Annotated in this window: 21 protein-coding genes; 12 read left to right on the forward strand and 9 right to left on the reverse strand. The window is 58.4% G+C overall.

Annotation, left to right across the window (positions count from 1 at the left end):
* Positions 1–156: 156 nt before the first annotated feature.
* Positions 157–744, forward strand: a complete 588-nt coding sequence (locus tag FY550_RS10985; RefSeq protein ID WP_149054530.1) for a DsrE family protein — start codon at positions 157–159, stop codon at positions 742–744.
* Between the two features lie 91 nt (positions 745–835).
* Here FY550_RS10985 and FY550_RS10990 read toward each other — a convergent pair whose 3' ends face one another.
* The 6 genes from FY550_RS10990 to FY550_RS11015 all read right to left on the reverse strand — a co-directional run bounded on the left by FY550_RS10990 (position 836) and on the right by FY550_RS11015 (position 10,187).
* The gene (locus tag FY550_RS10990) at positions 836–1,387 is read right to left on the reverse strand and encodes a hemerythrin domain-containing protein (RefSeq protein ID WP_070978999.1); all 552 of its coding nucleotides are present in this window, start codon (positions 1,385–1,387) and stop codon (positions 836–838) included.
* A 132-nt stretch (positions 1,388–1,519) separates the two neighbouring features.
* A complete protein-coding gene (locus tag FY550_RS10995; protein WP_070979001.1) occupies positions 1,520–2,218 on the reverse strand; it encodes a hypothetical protein in 699 nt (232 codons plus the stop codon).
* A gap of 39 nt (positions 2,219–2,257) precedes the next feature.
* Positions 2,258–3,592: a replication-associated recombination protein A gene (locus tag FY550_RS11000; protein ID WP_070979004.1), complete on the reverse strand. Its 1,335-nt coding sequence runs from the start codon at positions 3,590–3,592 to the stop codon at positions 2,258–2,260.
* 18 nt (positions 3,593–3,610) lie between these two features.
* Entirely contained in the window at positions 3,611–4,342 is a 732-nt protein-coding gene (gene lolA / locus FY550_RS11005; protein WP_084388130.1) for an outer membrane lipoprotein chaperone LolA, read from the reverse strand.
* Positions 4,343–4,419: 77 nt separating this feature from the next.
* Positions 4,420–7,872, reverse strand: a complete 3,453-nt coding sequence (locus FY550_RS11010) for a DNA translocase FtsK (RefSeq protein ID WP_325062986.1) — start codon at positions 7,870–7,872, stop codon at positions 4,420–4,422.
* A gap of 311 nt (positions 7,873–8,183) precedes the next feature.
* The gene (locus FY550_RS11015; RefSeq protein ID WP_070979008.1) at positions 8,184–10,187 is read right to left on the reverse strand and encodes a methyl-accepting chemotaxis protein; all 2,004 of its coding nucleotides are present in this window, start codon (positions 10,185–10,187) and stop codon (positions 8,184–8,186) included.
* 192 nt (positions 10,188–10,379) lie between these two features.
* Between FY550_RS11015 and aat the strand changes: the two genes are divergently transcribed.
* The 3 genes from aat (at position 10,380) to infA (ending at position 12,259) form a co-directional block, all read left to right on the forward strand.
* Positions 10,380–11,066 (forward strand): leucyl/phenylalanyl-tRNA--protein transferase, encoded by a 687-nt coding sequence (gene aat / locus FY550_RS11020; RefSeq protein WP_070979011.1) that lies wholly within the window; start codon positions 10,380–10,382, stop codon positions 11,064–11,066.
* A gap of 35 nt (positions 11,067–11,101) precedes the next feature.
* Complete coding sequence (locus tag FY550_RS11025; RefSeq protein WP_070979013.1) at positions 11,102–11,863, forward strand: arginyltransferase; 762 nt, start codon at positions 11,102–11,104, stop codon at positions 11,861–11,863.
* Positions 11,864–12,040: 177 nt separating this feature from the next.
* Positions 12,041–12,259 (forward strand): translation initiation factor IF-1, encoded by a 219-nt coding sequence (infA, locus tag FY550_RS11030; protein ID WP_025732678.1) that lies wholly within the window; start codon positions 12,041–12,043, stop codon positions 12,257–12,259.
* Positions 12,260–12,462: 203 nt separating this feature from the next.
* Here infA and clpA read toward each other — a convergent pair whose 3' ends face one another.
* From clpA to icd, 3 genes are all read right to left on the reverse strand, one after another.
* On the reverse strand, positions 12,463–14,736 hold the full coding sequence (clpA, locus tag FY550_RS11035; RefSeq protein WP_149054532.1) for an ATP-dependent Clp protease ATP-binding subunit ClpA: 2,274 nt from the start codon (positions 14,734–14,736) through the stop codon (positions 12,463–12,465).
* Positions 14,737–14,765: 29 nt separating this feature from the next.
* On the reverse strand, positions 14,766–15,095 hold the full coding sequence (clpS, locus tag FY550_RS11040; protein WP_233350201.1) for an ATP-dependent Clp protease adapter ClpS: 330 nt from the start codon (positions 15,093–15,095) through the stop codon (positions 14,766–14,768).
* A 299-nt stretch (positions 15,096–15,394) separates the two neighbouring features.
* Positions 15,395–16,651, reverse strand: a complete 1,257-nt coding sequence (icd, locus tag FY550_RS11045; RefSeq protein WP_070979018.1) for an NADP-dependent isocitrate dehydrogenase — start codon at positions 16,649–16,651, stop codon at positions 15,395–15,397.
* Positions 16,652–16,744: 93 nt separating this feature from the next.
* Between icd and FY550_RS11050 the strand changes: the two genes are divergently transcribed.
* The 8 genes from FY550_RS11050 to FY550_RS11085 all read left to right on the forward strand — a co-directional run bounded on the left by FY550_RS11050 (position 16,745) and on the right by FY550_RS11085 (position 23,369).
* Positions 16,745–17,347 carry a pseudouridine synthase gene (locus tag FY550_RS11050; RefSeq protein WP_070979020.1) on the forward strand — a complete coding sequence of 201 codons (603 nt, stop codon included), beginning with the start codon at positions 16,745–16,747 and terminating at the stop codon, positions 17,345–17,347.
* Entirely contained in the window at positions 17,344–17,823 is a 480-nt protein-coding gene (locus FY550_RS11055; RefSeq protein WP_149054533.1) for an NUDIX domain-containing protein, read from the forward strand. Before FY550_RS11050 ends, FY550_RS11055 begins: the two co-directional genes overlap by 4 nt.
* Before the next feature lie 67 nt (positions 17,824–17,890).
* A complete protein-coding gene (gene mnmA, locus FY550_RS11060; protein ID WP_070979253.1) occupies positions 17,891–19,021 on the forward strand; it encodes a tRNA 2-thiouridine(34) synthase MnmA in 1,131 nt (376 codons plus the stop codon).
* Positions 19,018–19,626, forward strand: coding sequence for a high frequency lysogenization protein HflD (gene hflD / locus FY550_RS11065; protein ID WP_070979022.1), 609 nt, complete (start codon positions 19,018–19,020; stop codon positions 19,624–19,626). The genes mnmA and hflD overlap by 4 nt, the downstream gene beginning before the upstream one ends.
* A gap of 60 nt (positions 19,627–19,686) precedes the next feature.
* A complete protein-coding gene (gene purB, locus FY550_RS11070) occupies positions 19,687–21,054 on the forward strand; it encodes an adenylosuccinate lyase (RefSeq protein WP_070979025.1) in 1,368 nt (455 codons plus the stop codon).
* A gap of 58 nt (positions 21,055–21,112) precedes the next feature.
* The gene (locus FY550_RS11075) at positions 21,113–22,285 is read left to right on the forward strand and encodes a cupin domain-containing protein (protein ID WP_070979256.1); all 1,173 of its coding nucleotides are present in this window, start codon (positions 21,113–21,115) and stop codon (positions 22,283–22,285) included.
* Positions 22,282–22,740 carry a GNAT family N-acetyltransferase gene (locus FY550_RS11080; protein WP_070979027.1) on the forward strand — a complete coding sequence of 153 codons (459 nt, stop codon included), beginning with the start codon at positions 22,282–22,284 and terminating at the stop codon, positions 22,738–22,740. Before FY550_RS11075 ends, FY550_RS11080 begins: the two co-directional genes overlap by 4 nt.
* A gap of 158 nt (positions 22,741–22,898) precedes the next feature.
* On the forward strand, positions 22,899–23,369 hold the full coding sequence (locus FY550_RS11085) for an outer membrane lipoprotein (RefSeq protein ID WP_070979029.1): 471 nt from the start codon (positions 22,899–22,901) through the stop codon (positions 23,367–23,369).
* Positions 23,370–23,431: the final 62 nt, after the last annotated feature.

Here is a 23,431-nt window from a genome sequence, read left to right on the forward strand (position 1 = left end):
CGCTGGATGGCCCTGATGAGGTTCCACGTCACGGTCCCATGCCCCTTGCTGGCCTGGTAATATATACCAATGAAGCCGATCGGGTCGCATCATGTGCCTGTGACCCGCATTCAATGACCCACCTTGACCTTCAGCCATAAACAAGAGACCACCCCCATGGGAATAACCCGTCACTGGAAGCTTATCGCACTTTTCGGTGCTGCCCTTTTAATGCTATTGGCCGGCCTGATTGCCGCTCAGGAGGTGCAGGATCCCAATCCGCCACTTGAAATGGAGTACCCGGCAATCAGCCAGTATGGTGGAGTGGTCCCCCGAGACGATGACAATGAAGATGTGCCGGCTGTCAATGGCACCTACAAGGTCATTTTCGATGTCGACAGCGGCGCTTCCAGTCCATCGCAACTCAATCCCGGCCTCAAACGGGTTGCCAGAGCCATCAACGTTTTTGCGGCGCACGGCGTCAAGCCGGAACAGCTGCAGTTCGTCGCCATCATTCATGGTGCCGCTACCCGCAGTGTCATAACGGACCAGACCTATCGGGCCTGGTTCGATACGGATAACCCCAATACCGGATTGATCACGGCGCTGAAGAAGGCGGGCGTCAAGGTCGAAGTCTGCGGTCAGGCGTTAAGCCATTGGCGCATCGGGGATAACGACATCAATCGCGAAATCGCTATTGCACCGGCCGCACTGACCACTCTGGCTATTTATGGCATGCGGGGATATGCCTATGAGCGGCTATAACTGAGACTTTCCCGGCATGAAGCCCGACGGGCCAGAGCAGCTTTTGCAGTGGCCTCGGACCGTCGGGTTCAAATGAATGGCAGCGAATTGCTCAGGGCAGGACGATCTGCGCCTCCCTGAATTCGGCATAGAGATCAGGATAATCCTGCTGTAGTTGCTCAAGACGCACCCTGGCCTCGCCCGGGAGCAGAGCACGTAAATGCTGATATTCCTGATCGTCGAAATGACGTTCGATCAGCGGAAAGAGCTGTTCACGCTCCAGACGCAGATAGTGCCGGTGCGCATCGATATAGCCTTTCAGGCTCTCGGCGAACTGGCTGATGGGCACAATGGCATCCATCAGAATCATGTCGAGATCGTTGCTAAGCCGGCTCAGCCGCTCCTTGAGGGCTCGATAAACGTTGGCAGCCTCATAAACCAGCGCACCATTTTCACTGTCACGTTCCACCAGGCGCTCGGAGCACAAGCGTTCAAGTGGGACGATATATTCGTCCATATAGGCCAGAATATAGTCGAGGACCTCCCGCATCATGCGAAAATCGGGGCGTTCTCCCTCGGCCAGCATTCGGTGTCGTTGTAGCAGGACGTGCAGCAGGCGCGCCATGTTGGCGTGATCCTGGCGAAGCTGAGACATATCAAGCATGGCGGCTTCTCCGGAAGACGTCTTGGAAGATTCCAGTCTAGCCCGGTGATGTGACATTGTATTGCCATCGACTCATTCTTTGGTCGATATTCACGTAATGGAAAGTATCACCGGCAAATAGCTACTGCTGCTTCAGGTCAGCATTCTACGCCATCGCCTCAGCTCAAGCTGCTGACGTCGCGTATTGAGCTGCTCGGTCGTGATCTGACCGGGCAGCACGCTGATCCGGCCATTATCATCCTTCTTGAGCTCAAAATGACGACGGGCCCCCACCGGGCGCTTTTCCGAACCGAAAATGGCAATCAGTCGGATCTCGATACCCTGCAGGGTAATATCCCTGTTGGTGACGTTGCAGTCATCGTCAAGTTCGAGATCATGCATGCCGGCTACCTCCCGAATCAGACTGCCAAACGAGCCTCCTTCCATATACTGTCCCTTGTTCAGGGGGCCCTGGCGTGTCATTCGACTCAGTGGGTAGGGCGTATCGGTCTGGTCACTGTTTTGCTGACGCTGATCACCTTCGGAGTGTTGCTTATCCACAACATCGGTAATGTCGCCGAACCAGACGCCTTCAGAGGTTTCAAGCTGAGCGAAGATGGTCTCGACGAAAACCGCTTCCTGGCTCATGTTACTGATCAGACAGAGCGAGTCAGTATCCCGACCCCGCCCCCGGTTGATGATGATCTGAGGCTTGCGCTGCATGCGGAAATTGTGAAGCAGCAACTGAAGATAAACGAACCAGATCACGAACATGCCAAAGGTGCAGATGGCACTGAACAGGGAGGCGTTTGTCGTCAGCCACTGCCAGGAAACTCCAATCCATTCGAACATTCACTGCTGCCTCAATTCCCGGCATTCATGATTCGGTATTCACTGCGAGCGACCGTTTTCAGCATCCAGTGACGCCAGCCAGTCGAGCTTTTCGGCAATGCGCTTTTCAAGCCCACGATCAACCGGATGATAATAGCGTGTTCCAGCCAGCGGTTCGGGAAAGTAGACCTCTCCCGCTGCATAGGCATGCGGCTCATCATGTGCGTAGCGGTACTCGCGACCATGCCCCATCGACTTCATCAGTGCCGTTGGTGCATTGCGCAAGTGTACAGGCACATCGTGGGCGCCCGTCGATGACACATGTTGTCTGGCTGCATTATAGGCCTTGTAGACCGCATTGCTCTTGGGCGCACAGGCAATATAGACAATGGCCTGCGCTACGGCGAGTTCTCCCTCCGGCGTCCCCAGGCGCTCCTGGACCTGCCATGCTTCGAGCGCGAGCGTCAGCGCACGGGGATCAGCGTTGCCTATTTCTTCACTGGCCATGCGCACCACACGCCGTGCGATATACAACGGGTCGGCACCGCCATCCAGCATGCGGCAGAACCAGTACAATGCTGCATCCGGTGCGCTGCCTCGTACCGACTTGTGCAGCGCGGATATCTGATCGTAGAAAAGATCGCCCCCCCGATCGAGCCGGCGGGTACTTTCGCCCAGCACATCCTCAAGAACGGCCTCATCGATATGAGCAGCTTCTCCTTCACTGGTCGCTGAGGCCATGTCAGCGGCAATTTCGAGCAGGTTAAGTGCCCGGCGAGCATCCCCATCGGCCGCAGTCGCCAGCATGTCGCGGATGGTCTCGGGCACGTCCAGTGCCATATCGCCCAGGCCAGCCGACTCCATCAGAGCCCGGTCAATCACCTGACGCAGCTCATCATGGGTCAGTGGCTTGAGCACATGTACCCGAGCGCGTGACAACAGGGCATTGTTGAGTTCAAAGGAGGGGTTTTCGGTAGTCGCGCCAACAAAAATGAACACGCCTTCTTCAACCCAGGGCAAAAAGGCATCCTGCTGCGCCTTGTTGAAACGGTGCACTTCATCGACGAACAACAGTGTCCGGATACCGGACTGGCGACGCTGCTGTGCCTGCTCGGCAGCGCTGCGTATATCCTTCACACCAGCCGAAACGGCCGATAGCGTGGCAAAATGCGCCCGGGTCTGCGCGGCCATCATGCGCGCCAGTGTGGTCTTGCCTACCCCCGGTGGCCCCCACAGGATCATTGAGTAAAGCTGATCGTTTTCCAGTGCCCGACGAAGAGGTTTGCCCTCTCCAATGAGGTGAGTCTGGCCAACGTAATCCTGCAGGGTGAGAGGACGAAGACGCGCCGCCAGCGGCTGACCGGGCGGCGCATCCTTATCGAACAGATCACTCATGATCGGCGAGCCCGGCGCTCAGTGAGCCCGACGATCACGAATGACATCAGCCCCTTCAGGGATCTGGAACTGAAATCGACCGTCATCGATCTGCGGATTGATACTGATATCACTGAAGCTGATGCGTGTTTCCTGGCCAGTGCTATCGGTCAGGTCCAGGCCGGTGAGCCGTTCACCAGTGAACGTCATGTCCAGTGATTCGAACAGGGTTTCATTGGTCTTCGGAGAGAGGGTAAAGATCTCGGTGGTGCCCTGCTGCCGGCGCGTCACGTTATAGCTGCTCGTCAATTCATCCGCGCGCCCGGAAAGCAGCAACGCCGGCGTATGAGTGACCCGCTGGTCCAGGGGCCGAATAGTGACCTGCTGCAGGTCAGGATCATAGAGATAGACCTTCTGTCCATCGGAGACCACTGTCTGGCTGTAGGGGTCGCTCACCTCCCAGCGGAAACGGCCGGGGCGCGACAGCCACATGTGGCCGCTGGCGTTCTGCATGCTGCCGCCCTGCCCTCCCTGACTGAGCACCTGCTGCTCGAAATTCGCCGAATAGGTCTTCAGTGGCTCCAGCAGGTGGGTAAGCCGCTGCGCCGGAGTTACCGAGGAATCACTGGCCGCCCGGGCACCGGGGGCCATGGTCAACGACGCCAGAGTGGCAATCAACAGCGGTATCAGCCAGCGGCAAAACGGCCCTGATAGAATCCCCTGCAATGACCCGATACTCGATACACGACGATGACAACGATTATATGACATGCGCTATCCCTGTAACCTCATTCCTGACTTTCCACGGCCCGGCGTCTTGGCCGGGCCACCATGCGCGTCGACAAGTATCAATGATTTGGCGGAGGCGCAATCACTTCTCGCTGACCATTACTGCCCATGGACGATACCACCCCGGCGCTCTCCATCGCCTCGACCAGCCGGGCTGCGCGGTTGTAACCAATCTTGAAGCGGCGCTGCACTGCGGAAATGGAAGCCCGACGGGACTCGGTGACATAAGCGACTGCCTCATCATAAAGCGCGTCCTGCTCGGCATCACCGCCTTCACCGCCTTCCGCCTCAAGTCCGGTCAGAGCTTCGGCATTGACCCCGCCGGTCAGGATCTCCTCGACATATTCGGGCGTACCGCGGCGCTTCCAATCCTCGACCACCCGGTGGACCTCGTCATCGTCAACGAAGGCACCATGTACACGGGTCGGCATACCCGCGCCGGCCGGCAGATAGAGCATGTCACCATGCCCCAGCAGATTCTCGGCACCGCCCTGATCGAGGATGGTACGTGAATCCACCCGCGAGGAGACCTGGAAGGCCATGCGGGTCGGAATGTTGGCCTTGATGAGGCCAGTCACCACATCGACCGAAGGACGCTGGGTTGCCAGAATCAGGTGAATCCCAGCAGCGCGCGCCTTCTGCGCCAGCCGGGCAATCAGCTCCTCGACCTTCTTGCCGACAATCATGAACATGTCAGCAAACTCGTCGATCACCACTACGATATAGGGCAGTTTTTCCAGCACCGGCGGCTGCTGATGCATCTCCCAGGGCTGTGGCTCCCACAATGGATCGGCCACCTGGGCGCCCGCTCGTTCAGCCTCATCCAGTTTGGCATTGAAACCGGCCAGGTTACGCACCCCCATGGCAGCCATCAGCTTGTAGCGTCGTTCCATCTCGGCGACACACCAGCGCAGCGCGTTGGCCGCCTCCTTCATGTCAGTGACCACCGGCGCCAACAGATGCGGAATACCGTCATAGACGGACAGTTCCAGCATCTTTGGATCGACCATGATCATGCGCACATCTTCCGGCGTGGCCTTGAGCAGCATCGAGATCAGCATGGCATTGACCCCGACCGACTTGCCCGAGCCCGTGGTACCCGCCACCAGCAGGTGCGGCATCTTGTTGAGGTTGGCCACGACAGGGTTCCCGCCGATGTCCTGCCCGAGCGCCACCGTCACCGGTGATTCGGCATTCTGATAGGCATCAGAATCAAACACCTCACGCAGCCGAATCATCGCCCGCTTCGGATTGGGGATCTCGATCCCTACGGTGGGGCGCCCCGGGATCACTTCAACCACACGCACGCTCTTGACCAGCAGCGAACGCGCCAGATCCTTGGCCAGATTACTGATTTTCGAGACCTTCACGCCTGCCGCAGGCTTGATCTCGAACCGGGTGATCACCGGCCCCGGCCAGGTATCGACCACTTCAGCCTTGACGCCATACTCACGCAAGCGCACTTCCAGCAGTTCCGCCATCTCGGCGAGCTGCTCATCAGTGTAATTGGGCTGATGATCATCGGGAGGAGTTAAAAGCGACAGTGACGGCATGGCCCCTATCGGCTCTTCAGGAGAATCGCTTTCAGGACGCTGATTCTGAAGATGCTCTACCGTCCAAAGAGTTGGGCCATTATCAGCCGGTGCCTCCGGCATCTCATTCACTGCTGCCGGTTCAGGATCGACACCCGCACTCGCATGAGACGTTTCCGTATCATCGGACCATGCTGTCAAACCCGGGGGACGCGCATGCTGATCACGTGCCGCAGTCTCATCGGCAGCATTGCTCACTGGTGTATTACCGGCTTCGCCCCCTGCCTCCTGTTCGGGCTCCAGGGATGACGGCGCAGGAGAGCGCACCTCATCCTCCGTTGGCTCATCCCGTGGCTCGGTTGCGGGGCGAGCACTTGGCAGAATGGACGCCTCCTCATCCTCATCGCGTGCACTCAGCGGAGAAGAGGTGGTCGGCTCATCATCCTCGTCACGAGAAGCATACATGCCCGCACGATAGCCCATTGAAGCAACTGTCGCTGGCTCATCCGACGCGCTTTGCGTATAAGAGTGTTGCTGATGGGTTGTCGGCGCCTGCGGCGGTACAGGGCGTTGCGCAGATACCGGAGCCTCAGCCTTGTCATGCTCACGAGCGGACAGCTCGGCGCTCTGCTCAAATCGGCTTGAAGACGCCTGCGCCGAAGGTGATGAGGCCAGAGGCTCATCATCATCAGGCACAATCGGATCAGGAATCACCTCTGGAATACGGCGCCGGGTAACATCCACTCTTGCCGGCCGTTCACTCTCCTCCGATGTTTCCCGGTGTCGGGATGAGGAGGCCATCGCCGAATCATGAGCGTGCTCATCACGGGCATGGCTGACGAACTCATGTCCCTGTACGGAAGTATCCTCCCCCTCCTCATGGATCTGAGAAGCAGACGCAGCCGGCTGTGAAGCGATCGACTCATGATCGTCCGCCGACCGCTGCTCCGAAGCTGGAGTCTGCCGAGTCGTACGGGGAGAATCCTTTTCCGAGGCTTCTTCAGTCGTTGCGCCCGTTACCGACGAAAAGCCCGGTTCAATGCGCTGATGACGTGCAGATGGCGTCTGTGACGGCACCTCCCAGGGGATAGTGTTATCCGTGGATTCGGTCGACTGGAGCGCCGCTTCGGTATCTCGATCATCAGGCGTCGTATCCTGCTGCGACGGACTCGCTGTTTCCAGGTTCGGCCGAGCCGCCTGACGTTCTCCACGCCGCCAGAATCGCCAACGGGAAGTGCGGTCCGGCCTTTCTTCTGCCGCCTCGTCAACATCCTCGGCAACCGGCTCATCCTCGTCACCAAAGTCGAACTCTTCTTCAGCGATAGCGGCACGCTCCGCTCGACGCTCTTCACGTTGCTGACGACGACGTTTCGCGACACGCTCACTGGTGTTACCCACCATGACGCTGAACCAGAGTATCCCACGAAGACCGGTCCGCCCCACCTCGTCAATAATGGCCAGCCATGACATGCCGGTCAGAAGCGGAATACCGCACAGCAACAGACCGAGCGCAATCAGCGTCGTGCCATGTATACCCACCAGGGCGCCCAGCCCACTGGAAACACCCTCGCCGATAATGCCACCGGCCCCATAGGGCAGATCGCTCTCGGGACTGTAAAAATGCAGGGCGCCGATGGTGCAGGTTGCCACCAGCACCAGCAGCATCCCACCACCACGCACGGCCAGCGCCACCGGATCCCAGACCAGATGGGCCTCCTTGAGTCGCATCAATCGCCAGGCCCCGAATCCCAGGATACCCGGCCACCAGAGCGCGCTGGCACCAAACAGTGAATAGAGAACATCGGAAAGCCAGGCGCCCACCGGCCCCATCCAGTTCGAGACACTTTTCTCGGGACCGCTGTACGACCAGCTCGGATCATCGGGTGCGTAGCTGAAAAAGGCCAGCAGCAGGAATAGACAGGCCACCAGCAGCAAAATGACGGTGCCTTCCTTGGAAGCGCCCTGCAATCGGGCGCTCATGCGGCGAGCGCTGGCGCGCGCCTTTTGTGCGCGCGGTCCGGCTGATTTGCGATTACGCTCGTCATGACGCGTCCTGCGCTGACTCGCCTGCTTGCGGTTACTGGAATTTCTGGCACTCAACGGCCATCCCCCTTGCGCCATTTCGGCGTACCTCGTGTTCTGCCATCAGGGGGTATCCCGAATACCGGGCGTCAATCAGGCGCTACCGCGTGCGATCCATGACCCGGGATACCCGCAGACGGGTATCATACCTGGCCTGCCGGGCGCGGCACAGGGCCAGGTAGTGCCTGATTGAAATGCAACCCACGATTTCAGCTCTGCATGGCCTCTTTGTCCTCGCTGGCATGACGCTGACGGAACATGCCGATGCTCTTGAGCAGCGACTGCGACTGCTGATCGAGCTGGCGGGTGGTCTGCGTTGAAGCCTCGACCAGAGCGGCGTTATTCTGCGTCACATTGTCCAGCTCGGCCACGGCCGTATTGATCTGCTCGATGCCCGCCAACTGCTCGTCGGAGGCCTGATTGATATCCCGAACCAGGTGGTTCACAGCCTCGACCCGGTTCATGAACTCACCCATTCGGGCACCGATGGCCTGCACTTCCTCGTTACCAAGCTGAATGCCATTGACCGCATCACCAATCAGACGCTGAATATCCGCTGCCGCTTCGGCACTACGACTGGCCAGGCGTCGGACCTCCTCAGCCACCACGGCAAATCCCCGGCCATGCTCCCCGGCTCGAGCCGCCTCGACCGAAGCATTCAGTGCCAGCAGATTGGTCTGAAAGGCAATGGTGTCGATCACCCCCACAATATCGCGAATTTTTTCGGCATTGTCGTTGAGTGAACTCATGGAGCGCTCGGTGTGGCCGACCTGGGCACGGGTTTCCTCGGCCATGCGTGCCATGTCTTCAGTACGTGCGCGCCCCTGACGGGTGTGCTCGGTGTTCTGGCGCACCGTAGCACTGAGCTGTTCAATGCTGGCAGCAGTTTCTTCCAGGCTTGCAGCCTGGGATTCGGTTCGCCGGGAAAGATCGGTATTACCGTTACTGAGCGAATGACTGCTGGCATGAATGTCTCCGGCCACACCCCGTACTTCTCCTACAATACGATCAAGACCATCACCGATACCGTTCATGGCGGTAATCAATCGCCCGATTTCATCACGCCGACGAGTCGAGAGTCGGTGCCGGAGATCCCCCTCGGCCAATTGACGCGCCAGTTCTACCACGCTGCTCAGTGGGCGGGTGATCTGTCGGCGCATCAGCCAGTACAAACTGCCGGCAATCAGCAGTGACAACACCAGCGCGGCCAGCATGAGCTGCCAGCGTATCCGGGCGATGGCGGCATCGATTTCACTATCATGGGCGGTCGCGGCAATCACCCACTGCCAATCCGGATAGGCCTTGAAGTAAGTGGTCCGTTCGGCGCCAGCCCCACCACCCGGCAATACATACGACAGTGTGCCGCTATTGGCATCGAACATCGCCGACCAGATCTTCTTGCCATCAGCATCAGTCTGATCCAGCAACGACTGCCCCTCCTGCTCTCCTCCTGCGATCACCCGGCCCTGTTGCTTACCCGGTGCCGCATCAACAATCATGAAGCCCCCGGTCTCGCCCACTTTCAACTGACGAATTCGGCTTTTCAGATCATTGAGTTCACTGCGAATATCGATACCGATAAAACTCGCCCCAATTACCTTGCCGTTCTCATTGAACATCGGCTCATAGCGAGTGATATAGGGAATCCCGAACAGAGTGGCAATGCCGGAATAGGGCTTGCCCGCCATCAGCTGGGCGTAGCTGCGCGAATGCCTGTCCAGCAGCGTACCCATGGCACGCTCGCCCTGCTGATTCTTGAGTGAAGTCGCCACGCGAATAAAGTCATCGCCGGTGCGTGCAAAAATGGTGACCGGCGCCCCTGCCATGTCACTGAATGCATCGAGCCTCTCGGTATCCAGCGTCAATACGCCACGACGATCAGCCAGCACCGGCGCCGATTTGCCCTTCACCTCCATACGGCTGGCACTATCCAGTGTATAGGGTGGCTGCAACTGCTGACCTGTAAAGAGTTTCAGAAAATGTACTGTCTGCTGCTGCAGGCTGTGATCAAACAGGGCAATCATCTCGCTGACACGCTGGGTCTGTGCCTGCATGGCACTCTTTTGCTGAGTCCTGAGCATTTGCTCGATACGCGCGGAAAGCCCCCAGGCCAGAAGCAGAAAGCCTGCGATCACCACAATACCTGTCAATAACGCCATTCTGGCGCCTATCGTCATTTTTGACAGGCGTGAACGAAACATGAGTCGGGGCATGGCATGAATCCTTGTCATTAACGGTCAAGCGCCATCAGAAACAGGCGCAATGGTCGTCAATCACGGCATTTCTGCCATTTTCTTTAAGCAAAACTTATTGAAATCCCCTGCATCGAGTGACTCGATCCGGCTCGGCGCAGATGCTGTCATCCCGTATGATAGGGGGTGTCATCAGATCATCACGAGAGACCCATGGTGCCATGGCTGGCAGCCCTGCCGATTCAGTTTCCACCGGTCGATCAGGCCCTGCGCGAACCCGACGGTCTTTTGGCCGCTGGCGGCGCGCTGACGCCTGACTGGCTATTGGCCGCTTATGTGCGCGGCATTTTCCCCTGGTTTGGAGAATCGGATCCTATTCTTTGGTGGAGTCCGGACCCTCGCCTGGTGTTGTTCCCTGCCGAATTACGAGTGCGACGCAGTCTGGCCAAGCGATGGCGCAATGGCGGCTTCAGCGTCACGCTCGACTGCGCCTTTGACAGCGTCATTCATCATTGCGGGGCGCTACGTGCACAGCATGAGGGGACCTGGATCACCGACAGGATCCGCGCCGCCTATTCACGCCTGCATCGACTGGGTTATGCCCACAGCGTAGAGGTGTGGCAATCCGGAACGCTGGCAGGCGGCCTGTATGGCATCGCACTGGGACGGGTTTTCTTTGGCGAATCGATGTTTTCCCTTCAGCCGGATGCTTCCAAGATTGCGCTGGCAGAACTGACCCGCTACCTGCAGGCGCTCGACTTTACCCTGATTGACTGTCAGGTACACACTGATCATCTGGTCAGCATGGGGGCGCGTGAAATCGACCGAAACGAATTCATTCGTTATCTTGAACATGATGCCTGGATCGATCACCCACCTGCGCCGTGGGCACCGATCTGAAACACTTTCAAAAGCCTGTCGTGAGGTCTCGGCCAGTGTCCGACTCCCTTGTCGCTTCCGACACCCCCAGCAGCGCCAATCGTTATGCACTGCGTTTCTATCTCAGCACCGAACATGAGTGTGGGTACCTGAACGGACAGCAATCGACTTCACTGTTTCTCGATCCGGCTCTGCCCATGGACCGGGAAATTCATGGCGCCCTGCTGGTGCTCGGCTTCAGGCGCAGCGGTCAGCATCTCTATACCCCACACTGCCGAAAATGCCAGGCTTGTATATCGGTACGCGTTCCGGTCGAGGATTTCACGCCCGACCGAACTCAGCGGCGATTGATGAGACGCAACCGCGAGCTGACAGCACATGAAAGGCCTGCCAGATTCAACGCCGAGCACTACGCACTTTATGAACGCTACATTCGGGCACGGCATGCTGATGGCGCCATGTACCCGCCCAGCCGCAATCAATACTGCAGTTTTTTAACGCTTGAACATGACTGGGCCCGACTGGTCGAGTTTCGCCATGGCGGACAACTGGTGGCTGTAGCTGCCATGGATCAACTCGAACACGGGCTATCAGCCGTCTATACCTTTTTTGACCCGGATCCGAGCTGGCAGCGACACTCGCTGGGCAGTTGGGTCATCCTGTGGCAGATCGAACATGCCCGAACGCGGGGACTGCCCCACGTATACCTTGGCTACTGGATTCAGCAGAGCCGCAAGATGCGTTACAAGCAGAATTTTCAGCCACTGGAATATCTGCATGGACGTCACTGGCAACGCAGTATTCCCATACAGACATAAGTGTCGACTTTGAAAACGAGGGCACTTGCTTTTGCCCTGCCCCGCCGGATCAGGCAAAATATTACGCCGCACAGACAGCCCTGCCCGATCATGTCACCATGAGCGCAGTGGCAAATACGGCAACGATGCACTATAACCATCGGCATCGCCCCATTACCCCACAAGGAAGGACGCCATATGGCAAGAGAAGACCATATTGAAATGGAAGGTGTCGTAGTCGACACACTCCCCAATACCATGTTCCGCGTCGAACTCGAGAATGGTCACATCGTGACAGCACATATTTCGGGCAAAATGCGCAAGAACTATATCCGCATCCTGACCGGCGACAAGGTCAAGGTTGAGCTGACGCCCTACGATCTCTCCAAGGGCCGTATTGTCTATCGCTCTCGCTGATGCCCTGTGCCGGCGGATGTGTCCGCAGGCTCTTCCCTTCTGCCCCGCTCGCGACTGATCTGATCGGTCATCACGCGATTGCCATCGTACCGGCGCCGAGCTGACTGCCTGCCCATATTCTGTCCATGAAAAATGCCCCGTCCGCAGACAGGGCATGATGGGTTGGAACAGGAGACGCCCGCACGAAATGGCGGGCGCGCCGATCAGGCGACCTCGGCTTCGGTCGCCAGATGCAGCTCTCCCCCTTCAACCGTGACGTGCACGGTACCACCGTTATCGGCCAGATCGCCGAACAGGATCATCTCGGCCAATGGCTTCTTCAGCTTCTCCTGAAGCAGTCGAGCCATCGGCCGGGCCCCCATTTCAGGGTCGTAGCCGTGCTCGGCCAGCCATGCGCGAGCCTCCTCGTCCACATCCAGCTGAACCCGTTTTTCATCCAGCTGCGCCTGGAGTTCCACCAGGAACTTGTCGACCACGCTGCGCACCACTTCCGTATCCAGATGATGGAACTGGATGATGCTGTCGAGTCGATTGCGGAACTCTGGCGTAAAGGTACGACGAATGACTTCCATGGCGTCAGTCGAATGATCCTGAGTCTGGAAACCGATCGACCGGCGCGAAGCCTGCTCGGCACCGGCATTGGACGTCATGATCACGATCACATTGCGAAAGTCCGCTTCACGCCCGTTGTTATCGGTCAAACGCCCGTGATCCATGACCTGCAACAGCAGGTTGAATACATCCGGATGCGCCTTCTCGATCTCATCCAGTAGCAGCACACAGTGCGGCTGCTTGGTCACGGCTTCGGTCAGCAGCCCCCCCTGGTCATAGCCGACATACCCGGGCGGCGCACCAATCAGGCGCGACACGGTGTGACGCTCCATGTACTCGGACATGTCAAAGCGTACCAGGCCAATGCCCATCAGCTGTGACAGCTGACGCGCCACCTCGGTCTTGCCGACCCCGGTCGGTCCCGCAAACAGGAAGCTGCCCACCGGCTTGTCGGGAGACCCCAGACCGGCACGCGAAAGCTTGATCGCGGCCGACAGGCTGTCGATCGCTTCGTTCTGGCCAAAGACCAGCATCTTGAGATCGCGCTCAAGGTTGGCCAGCAACTTGCGATCGGAGCTGGAAACACTTTTTGGCGGAATTCGGGCAATCGATGCCACGATGGCTTCGACCTGCTCGACATCGATGGTGTCGACTCGCGCTTCTTCCGGCAGCAGCCGCTGATGGGCGCCTGCTTCATCAATGACATCGATGGCCTTGTCCGGCAGATAACGATCGTTGATATAACGATCAGAGAGCCGTACCGCGGTCTCTATGGCACCATCGGTGTACTTGAGCTGATGGTGCTCCTCGAAACGACCGCGCAGTCCCTTGAGGATCCGGATGGCATCATCAACCGATGGCTCGAGCACATCGACCTTCTGGAAACGACGGGCCAGCGCGCGATCCTTCTCGAAGATGCCACGAAACTCCTGAAAGGTTGTTGAACCGATGCAGCGCAATTCACCCGACGAGAGCATCGGCTTGAGCAGGTTGGAGGCATCCATGACGCCACCCGACGCAGCCCCTGCACCGATCACCGTGTGGATCTCGTCGATGAACAGGATCGAGTTGGGCTCTTTCTTGAGTTCGGCCAGCAGCCCCTTCAGGCGTTTTTCGAAATCGCCACGATACTTGGTACCCGCGAGCAGAGCGCCCATATCCAGCGAATACACCACGGCATCGCTGATCACATCAGGTACATCTTCTTCAACAATCCGCTTGGCCAGCCCTTCGGCAATGGCAGTCTTGCCAACGCCGGCTTCGCCAACCAGCAGTGGATTGTTCTTGCGACGCCGGGCCAGAATCTGCACGACACGCTCGAGTTCATGATCACGGCCCACCAGCGGGTCAACCTTGCCGATACGAGCCTGCTCATTGAGATTGGTAGCATAACCGGTCAGCGGGTTCGAGCCGGATTCACCCATGCTCTCTTCGGCTTCCTCGCCTTCCTGGCTACTAGGGGTTCCGGACTGCTGACTGTTATGACCGGACACCTTGGAGATGCCATGAGCGATATAGTTCACCGCATCTACACGGGCCACGTTTTGTTGCTTGAGGAAATAGACCGCCTGACTTTCCTGCTCGGAAAAAATCGCGACCAGCACGTTGGCGCCAGTCACTTCCGACTTGCCGGAAGACTGGACATGAAAGACGGCACGCTGAAGCACACGCTGGAATCCCAGGGTGGGCTGGGTCTCGCGATCATCCTGATCTTCGGGAATCAGCGGCGTTGTGGTATTGATGAAATCCTGCAGATCGCTGCGCAACTTGTCGAGGTTGGCACCGCAGGCCTTGAGCACGTCGGCTGCCGAGGCATTGTCAAGCAAGGCCAGCAGCAGGTGCTCGACGGTCATGAACTCATGGCGCTTGGAGCGCGCCACGGTAAAGGCCGTGTTCAGGGTGAGTTCAAGTTCTTTGCTCAACATGGCAGTCCCCTCGTTCCGCCTCGGACGGTTCAGTCCGCCCGGTCGATGTCGCACAGCAGCGGATGCTGGCACTCTCGAGCATACTGGTTGACCTGCTGGCTCTTTGTTTCCGCAATATCACGGGTAAAGATACCGCAGGTCGCCTTCCCCTGAGTGTGGACGGCCAGCATGATCTGGACCGCCTTTTCATGATCCATGGCAAAGAAGGTCTGCAGAACCTCGACCACGAACTCCATGGGAGTATAGTCATCATTGTGCAGTACAACCTTGTAGAGAGGCGGCTGTTCGAGCTCGGGATCGCTCGTCTGTTCCGCCACATCACCATGATCTTCTTCTTCCGGCTCAGGTGGTGGAGTCATGCCCAATCGCACGACCGGCACCGCCAGCGGAAAAACTGCATCGCTGTCTGTCTTGAACATAAGTTGCCGGGCCAGTGAACACAAGCGGGAAAGTGACTGAAGCGCTCGATATCATGGTTCGAGAACGCGTTCAGATGGCTTGGATGTTGTTATCAAGATGGTGGCACGAAAGAGCCGTTGCAACCGCTGCGCAATAAAAAGAACCCCATGACGACCATGATTTTCATCCACAACGAAGCGACCCCCGCCCCGACAAGGGGCGGAGGCCGCTAACCACTCGGCGCACAACCCGGTGGTAGTTACATGTTGGCTGCCACGGCCCGAGCAAAATCACCACTACCCAGCAGTGTGGCGTTATCCATGACGTCATGAAAATCAAAGGTGACCTGCCCCTGGGCAATTGAGCTTTCCATGCCCTTCAGGATCAGATCGGCCGCTTCATTCCATCCCATGTAGCGCAGCATCATCTCGGCAGAGAGAATCAGTGAACTCGGATTGGCCCGATCCTGACCGGCCAGCTTCGGTGCGGTGCCATGGGTCGCTTCGAACATGCCAATGGCATCCGAGCGATTGGCGCCGGGCGCGATCCCGATACCCCCTACCTGAGCAGCCAGCGCGTCGGAGAGATAATCGCCGTTGAGATTGAGCGTAGCCACAACATCATACTCCCGCGGATGCAGCATGATCTCCTGGAGCATGGCATCGGCAATGACATCCTTGATGACAATCTCGCGACCGGTATCGGGATTCCTGAGCACCTGCCAGGGGCCACCCTCGAGCGGTTCGGCACCGAACTCCTGTACGGCGACCTCATAACCCCAGTTTTTGAAGGCCCCCTCGGTGAACTTCATGATGTTGCCCTTGTGCACCAGCGTGACCGACTGCCGGTCATTTTCAATGGCATAGGTGATGGCCTTGCGCACCAGCCGCTTGGTACCCGCCTCGGACACCGGCTTGATACCAATGCCGCACTGCTCGGGGAAGCGAATGTTATCGACCGCCATGTCTTCGCGCAGAAAACGGATCAGGCGATCGGCTTCAGGAGTGCCGGCAGGCCATTCGATGCCGGCGTAGATGTCCTCGGAATTCTCCCGGAAGATGACCATATCGACATCCTGCGGCCGCCTGACAGGAGAAGGTACGCCCTTGAACCAGCGCACCGGGCGTTCACAGACATAAAGATCAAGCTTTTGTCGCAGGGCCACGTTCAGCGAACGGATACCTCCGCTGACAGGTGTGGTCAAAGGCCCCTTGATGGAGACAACATGATCGCGCACCGCCTCCATGGTTTCCTCGGGCAGCCAGGTATCATTACCGTAAACCCGGGTCGCTTTTTCACCTGCGTAGACTTCCATCCAGTGAATACGACGCTCACCACCGTAAGCACGTTCAACAGCCGCATCCACGACAGTCTGCATGGCAGGTGTCACATCCACGCCAATGCCATCACCTTCGATAAACGGCACAATCGGGTTGTGCGGTACATTCAGGGAGTGGTCATTGTTGACGGTAATGCGCGCGCCTTCTTCCGGCACCCTGATGCTCTGGAAACCCATGGTGTCTCCCCTGCAGTGAATTCAACGGGTTCAGGAGTATATCATCGCCCCTCCCCGAACGAGTAGATTCGTGTCGACAATCAGGACTTTTTCATGAGCACACTCTACCTGCTGCACAAACCTTTCAGGGTGCTATCACAGTTTACCGATCCCCGGGGACGCGCCACGCTGGTGAACTATATCGATGTCCCTGATATTTATCCGGCCGGGAGACTCGATTACGACAGCGAGGGCCTGTTACTGCTGACCCGTGATGGTCAACTGGCACACCACATTACTCACCCAGATCGGAAACAGCCCAAGACCTATCGGGTGCAGGTGGAAGGTGAGCCGGACGACCATGCGCTCGAGGCGCTGCGTCATGGTGTCATGCTGAATGATGGTCCCACCCGACCGGCCAGAGTACGGCGGTTCGAATGGCCAAAAGCGCCTCCCCGAGAGCCGCCGATCCGCTATCGGGCCAGTGTGCCGACCTGCTGGCTGGAGCTGACCCTGACCGAAGGTCGAAATCGTCAGGTAAGGCGCATGACGGCCCATATCGGCTACCCTACCCTGCGTCTGATTCGCTGGTCGATCGGCAATTGGGAACTGGCAGGACTCGCACCGGGCGAATGGCGCGAAGAGACCATTCATCTGCCGCGCAGCGGCGCAAGCCACAATCGGCGTCACCAGCGCCCTCGACGGAGACGTTCATGACTGATCGCTTCCTGCCGCATGTCACGGTGGCCAGTGTGGTCGAACACAACGGTGTTTATCTGCTGGTCGAAGAGCCGGCGCGCTCATCATCCCACCGGGGAAGTGTATACAATCAGCCCGCCGGGCATCTGGAAGCCGGTGAGAGCCTCGAAACCGCGGCACGTCGTGAAGCGTTGGAGGAAAGCGGCTGGCAGATCAGCCTGACCGGTTACCTGGGGCTTTATATCAATACGGCTGCCGACGGGATTACCTACCACAGTCATACCTTCCTGGCGCGCCCGGAGCAGCGACGCAATACCCGGCTGGATGCGGCGATCATTGCCGCCCACTGGCTCGACATGGCGACCATCGAACGCCTTGCATCCCAGCAGCGTCTGCGTAGCCCACTGGTATTGCGCCGCCTGCACGATGCCCGTGCCGGCATCTGCCATCCTCTCTCGATAATTCATGACCTCTCGCATCCCTCCCCCGGTTAAGGAGTGCTGCTGCATCGGGTATAATATGCCATCTCAATTTCCTGCCATTGATCCTGCGAGTGTATTGATGACCCTCTCTGCCTCTCATGCCGAAACCGGTCGCAAGGTCATCGTCGGCATGTCCGGCGGTGTCGATTCCTCGGTGACGGCCCTGCTGTTGCTTGAGCAGGGCTATCACGTTGAAGGGTTGTTCATGAAGAACTGGGACGAGGATGACGGGACCGAATACTGTACCGCCCGTGCAGACCTGGCTGATGCCCAGGCCGTCTGTGATCGTCTCGGCATTCGGCTGCACACAGCCAATTTCGCTGCCGAATACTGGGATAACGTCTTCGAACACTTCCTCGAGGAGTACCGTGCCGGTCGCACGCCCAACCCGGATGTCCTGTGCAATCGTGAGATCAAGTTCAAGGTTTTTCTGGAGTACGCTGAAATGCTCGGTGCCGATCTGATTGCCACCGGCCACTATGTGCGTCGTGGTAAAAACGACGGGCATGTGCAGTTGCTCAAGGGACTCGATGGCAACAAGGATCAGAGCTATTTTCTGCATGCTGTCGCCGAGCCGGCGCTGGCGCGCACCCTGTTTCCGATCGGCGAGCTCGACAAGAGTGAGGTTCGAACCATTGCCGAACACCACGATCTTGCCACTGCGCGCAAAAAGGATTCCACCGGTATCTGTTTCATTGGCGAACGCCGCTTCAGCGACTTTCTGCACCAGTATCTGCCTGCTCAGCCTGGCCGGATCGAAACCCCGGAAGGTGATGTCATTGGCGAGCACATCGGGCTGATGTATTACACCCTGGGCCAGCGACAGGGGCTCGGCATCGGCGGGTTGCAGAATTACCCTGAATCCCCCTGGTTCGTGGCCGACAAGGACCTCGAACGCAATGTACTGATCGCCGTACAGGGGCAGCATCACCCGCTTCTTTACAGCCATGCATTGACCACTGAAAACATGCACTGGGTGACCGGTGAACCGCCTGCCCGACATTTTCGGGCACAGGCCAAGGTACGTTATCGCCAGCCCGACCAGCCCTGCGAAGTTGACGTACTTGATGATGGACGCATCATCGTTCACTTCGATACGCCGCAGCGCGCCGTCACTCCCGGCCAGTCCGTGGTGCTCTATGAGGGCGAAGTCTGTCTTGGCGGAGGAGTGATTGCCAGCATCGAACGGGCACTGGAGCAGGCGGCATGAATCGTGAAGCACGACAGGCGCTGGCGTTGGCGGGCGTCTTTCAGGCAGCAGCAGTGGTCGATGAGCTGGCCAGGACGGGGCACGCCGACGAGCGCGCCTGGCAAACCCTGGTTCGAGCCACCATCGATACCCAGCCCGAGACTTTCGAGTCGATCTATGGAGGCAACCACAACAACCTGCGTCTGGGGATCGAAACACTCGACACGGTGCTCAGTCGGGGACAGATGGCCCCCAATGTCATGCGCTACGGCTTCTCGATGGTGCTGCTGATGCAGAAGCTGCGCAAACAGCCACAGATGATGAGCACCCTGAGCGAGCGTCTGGATCGGGTGAACGATCAGGCCCGCCACTTCGGCGATACACATGAAAATGTCATCGCCAGTCTCGGTCAGATCTACCAGGACACGCTATCGACCTTTCGTTACCGAGTGGTCGTCAATGGTGATCCGAGCCTGCTGCAGAGTCGCATGATGCCCGAACGCGTACGCACCGGATTACTTTCCGGTGTTCGCTTTGCCCTGCTCTGGCATCAACAGGGCGGGCGTCGCTGGAAACTGGTACTGGGACGCAGCGGACTACGCCGCGCCCTGGCCTCGATAGACTGAATCACCGTTCGGCCCGAGGCCTTGCCCGGGCGTTCTACAAAATACCATTCGGACATGCCCATGGAACTCTCTGCGCTGACCGCCATTTCTCCCATCGACGGCCGCTACGGCAGCAAAACCGAAGCGCTGCGCCCCTGGTTCAGTGAATTCGGCCTGATTCGTGCCCGGGTGCTCGTCGAGGTGCGCTGGCTACAGCGACTGGCCACGCATCCCGGGATTATCGAGGTACCTGCTCTCTCCGAGTCGGCCAACACCTTCCTGAACACCCTGGTCGCGAAGTTTGATGTTGCCGATGCCGAGCACATCAAACAGATCGAGCGGACCACCAATCATGATGTCAAGGCAATCGAATACTTCCTCAAGGAGCGCCTTGCCGAGCACCCGGAACTGGCAGCGATCAGCGAGTTCGTGCATTTCGCCTGCACCAGCGAGGATATCAACAATCTCTCTCACGCCCTGACGCTGCGCGGCGCACTGGATGAGGTACTGCTGCCCACCATGCGAGACGTGGTCACAGCCGTTGAGCAACTGGCTCACGAGCATGCCGAGCAACCCATGCTATCGCGAACACACGGTCAGACCGCCAGCCCCACCACGCTGGGCAAGGAAATGGCCAATGTCGCGTGGCGCCTGCGGCGTCAGCTGACCCAGCTCGAATCACTGGAAATGCTCGGCAAGATCAATGGCGCAGTGGGGAACTACAACGCCCACATGGTGGCCTACCCGGAAATCGACTGGGCCGAAAATGCCCGTATTTTCGTCGAGGCGCTGGGCCTGACCTTCAATCCCTACACGACTCAGATCGAACCCCACGACTATATTGCCGAATTCTTCGATGCCCTGTGTCGGTTCAACACCATTCTGCTCGACTTCGACCGTGATGTATGGGGCTACATTTCACTGGGATATTTCAAGCAACGCACCGTGGCAGGCGAGATCGGTTCTTCAACCATGCCGCACAAGGTCAACCCGATCGATTTCGAGAACTCGGAAGGCAACCTCGGGGTCAGTAATGCCCTGCTGGAGCACCTGGCTCGCAAGCTGCCGGTCTCGCGCTGGCAACGGGATCTCACCGATTCCACGGTACTGCGCAACCTGGGCGTCGGACTGGCACATGCCCTGATTGCCTGGCAGGCCACGCTCAAGGGGGTGAGCAAGCTCGAAGCCAATCCGACACGACTGGATGAGGATCTGGCCGATAGCTGGGAAGTACTGGCCGAACCGGTACAGACCGTCATGCGTCGCTACGGTATCGAACAACCCTACGAGAAGCTCAAGGAGCTGACTCGCGGCAAACGGATTGACCAGGCTGGTTTTGCCGCCTTTATCGACACGCTCGAACTCCCCGAGCAGGTCAAAAAGGAGCTCAAGGCCCTCACACCGGCTACTTATATCGGCAGTGCCGCCGATCAGGCCCACGGGCTTTGAAAGCAGCAATGAGCCTGGCTACCCGCATATTCAGCCATTTCACTGCGCGAGGTTTTTCATGAGCGCTTCACTGCCACTGGGCGGAATGGACGTTACCACTTTTCTGCATGAATACTGGCAGAAGAAGCCACTGCTGATTCGCGGTGCTTTTCCCGACTTCGAATCTCCACTGGAGCCGAATGATCTGGCCGGGCTGGCCTGTGAGGAAGAAGTGGAATCACGCCTGGTGGAAGTCAGGGGGGATCGCACCCCCTGGCAGCTCCATCAGGGCCCTTTCGACGAAGCGACCTTCAATCGACTTGGGCGACAGGACTGGAGTCTGCTGGTACAGGCGGTCGACCACTGGGTGCCGGAAGTTGCCGAACTGCTTGAGCACTTTACCTTTCTCCCCCGCTGGCGGCTGGACGATGTCATGGTCAGTTTTGCCCCACCGGGCGGTAGCGTCGGTCCACATGTCGACAATTATGATGTCTTTCTGCTGCAGGGCAGCGGACAGCGGCGCTGGCAACTGGGCGGTCTGGTCGATGAACAGGCGCCGATCGTAGAGGGTATTGACCTGCGTATCCTGGCGCACTTCGAAGTCGAAGCCGATCAGGACTGGGTGCTGGAACCCGGTGACATGCTTTATATCCCCCCCCGTATTGCACATCACGGCGTCAGTGAAAGTGAAGATTGCCTGACCTACTCGATCGGCTTTCGTGCTCCATCAATGGACGAAATGGTCACTTCCTGGGCGGACTACCTCGGCGAACAGCTTTCGGAGACCGAACGCTATAGCGACGCTGATCTGCAGCCGGTTTCTCACCCCGGCGAGATTGACCAGGCTGCCCTCGAGCGGGTGCGCCATGCCATGCTCAGTGCGCTGGATGATCCGACAACAATGGCCCAGTGGTTCGGTCGAGTCATGACCCAGGTTCGTTATCCCGATCAACTGATACCACCCGAACAGGCGCCTTCAGTGACGGATGTCCGCACTCATCTAGCAGCAGGAGGTGAGCTGCAGCGTACTCTCGGCTCTCGTTTTGCCTGGCATGGCAGCGGCGATAGCGTCACGCTTTTTGCCGATGGCGATGGCATTGCCTGTTCGATTACCCTGGCTCGCTGGCTTGCCGACACGCGGCCGATCAACGTCGACATCCTGGCCTGTACCGATGCGCCGGAAATCCTTGTGCAGTTACTGGCCAATGGCAGCCTGCAGTGGGTCGAAGAGAGTGACGAGGAAGAGACGTGAACATCACTATTGATGAGGGCAACTGGCATACACTGGGAACTTCATGTCTCGCCATCCGCCGCCGGGTCTTCATCGAGGAACAGGGCGTCAGCGAGAGTGAGGAAATCGACGGCCTTGATCCGGACTGCATGCACTTTCTGCTGTACATGGACGATGCGCCGGCAGGTACCGCTCGTTTACTCCCGGATGGCCATATCGGCCGGGTCGCCCTGTTGCCGGAATGGCGGGGTTACGGTCTGGGTCTGCAATTGATGCAGGCCGTACTTGCCACTGCCACGCGATGTGGTCACGCCTGTTGTGAACTGGCAGCACAAACGCATGCGCTGGCATTCTATCAACGGCTGGGATTTGTGGCGCATGGAGAAGAATTTCTCGATGCCGGACTGCCGCACTATCACATGAGACGTTCACTTGTAGCAGAACCCGGCGGATTGGCCTCGGATAGCAGCCGCTGATTGGTGAGGATCCAGCATGCCGGCTACAGTTCAGGCACGATTTTCGCAGCCATGATACCCTGCTGCGATATATTCAAACACGGCTGACTTTTCCAAAACATTGTTCGATAATGCCCTCATTACACGCTGGCAAGGGGAGTCCCCCGGGAGCGCATTTCATGAAACGCTATCTTGCCGTAGCCCTGTTGGGCGTACTCACTCTTGGCGGCTGCGCCAATAGTGATATTTACTCCGGCAATACTTATACCGGCAACCAGGCCAAGACGGCTCGTAATGTCACTTATGGCACCGTCACGGGCGTTCGACCAGTGACCATCCAGGCCGGTAATCAGAATAATACCGGTCTGGGAGGTATTGGTGGCGCCATTCTCGGTGGACTGCTTGGCAACCAGGTCGGAGGCGGCTCCGGGCGGGTACTGGCCACTGCCGTGGGGGGTATCGGTGGTGCCGTGGCCGGCCAAAAGGTCGAGGACAGTGCCAACCGTGTAGGCGCTTACGAGATCCAGGTCCGCACCGAGTCCGGGCAGGATGTCGTCGTGGTGCAGAAGGCCGACACCCAGTATCAGGTGGGCCAGCGGGTGCGCCTGATTGGCTCGGGCAACAGCATGAGCGTCGCCCCTGCGCAGTAAGCGACTTGTCTGAAGTACCTGTAAAAGCCATCCCTGCCGGGATGGCTTTTCATTTTCATGAT

Origin of the sequence: Kushneria phosphatilytica, assembly GCF_008247605.1 — a bacterium.
GTDB lineage: Bacteria > Pseudomonadota > Gammaproteobacteria > Pseudomonadales > Halomonadaceae > Kushneria > Kushneria phosphatilytica.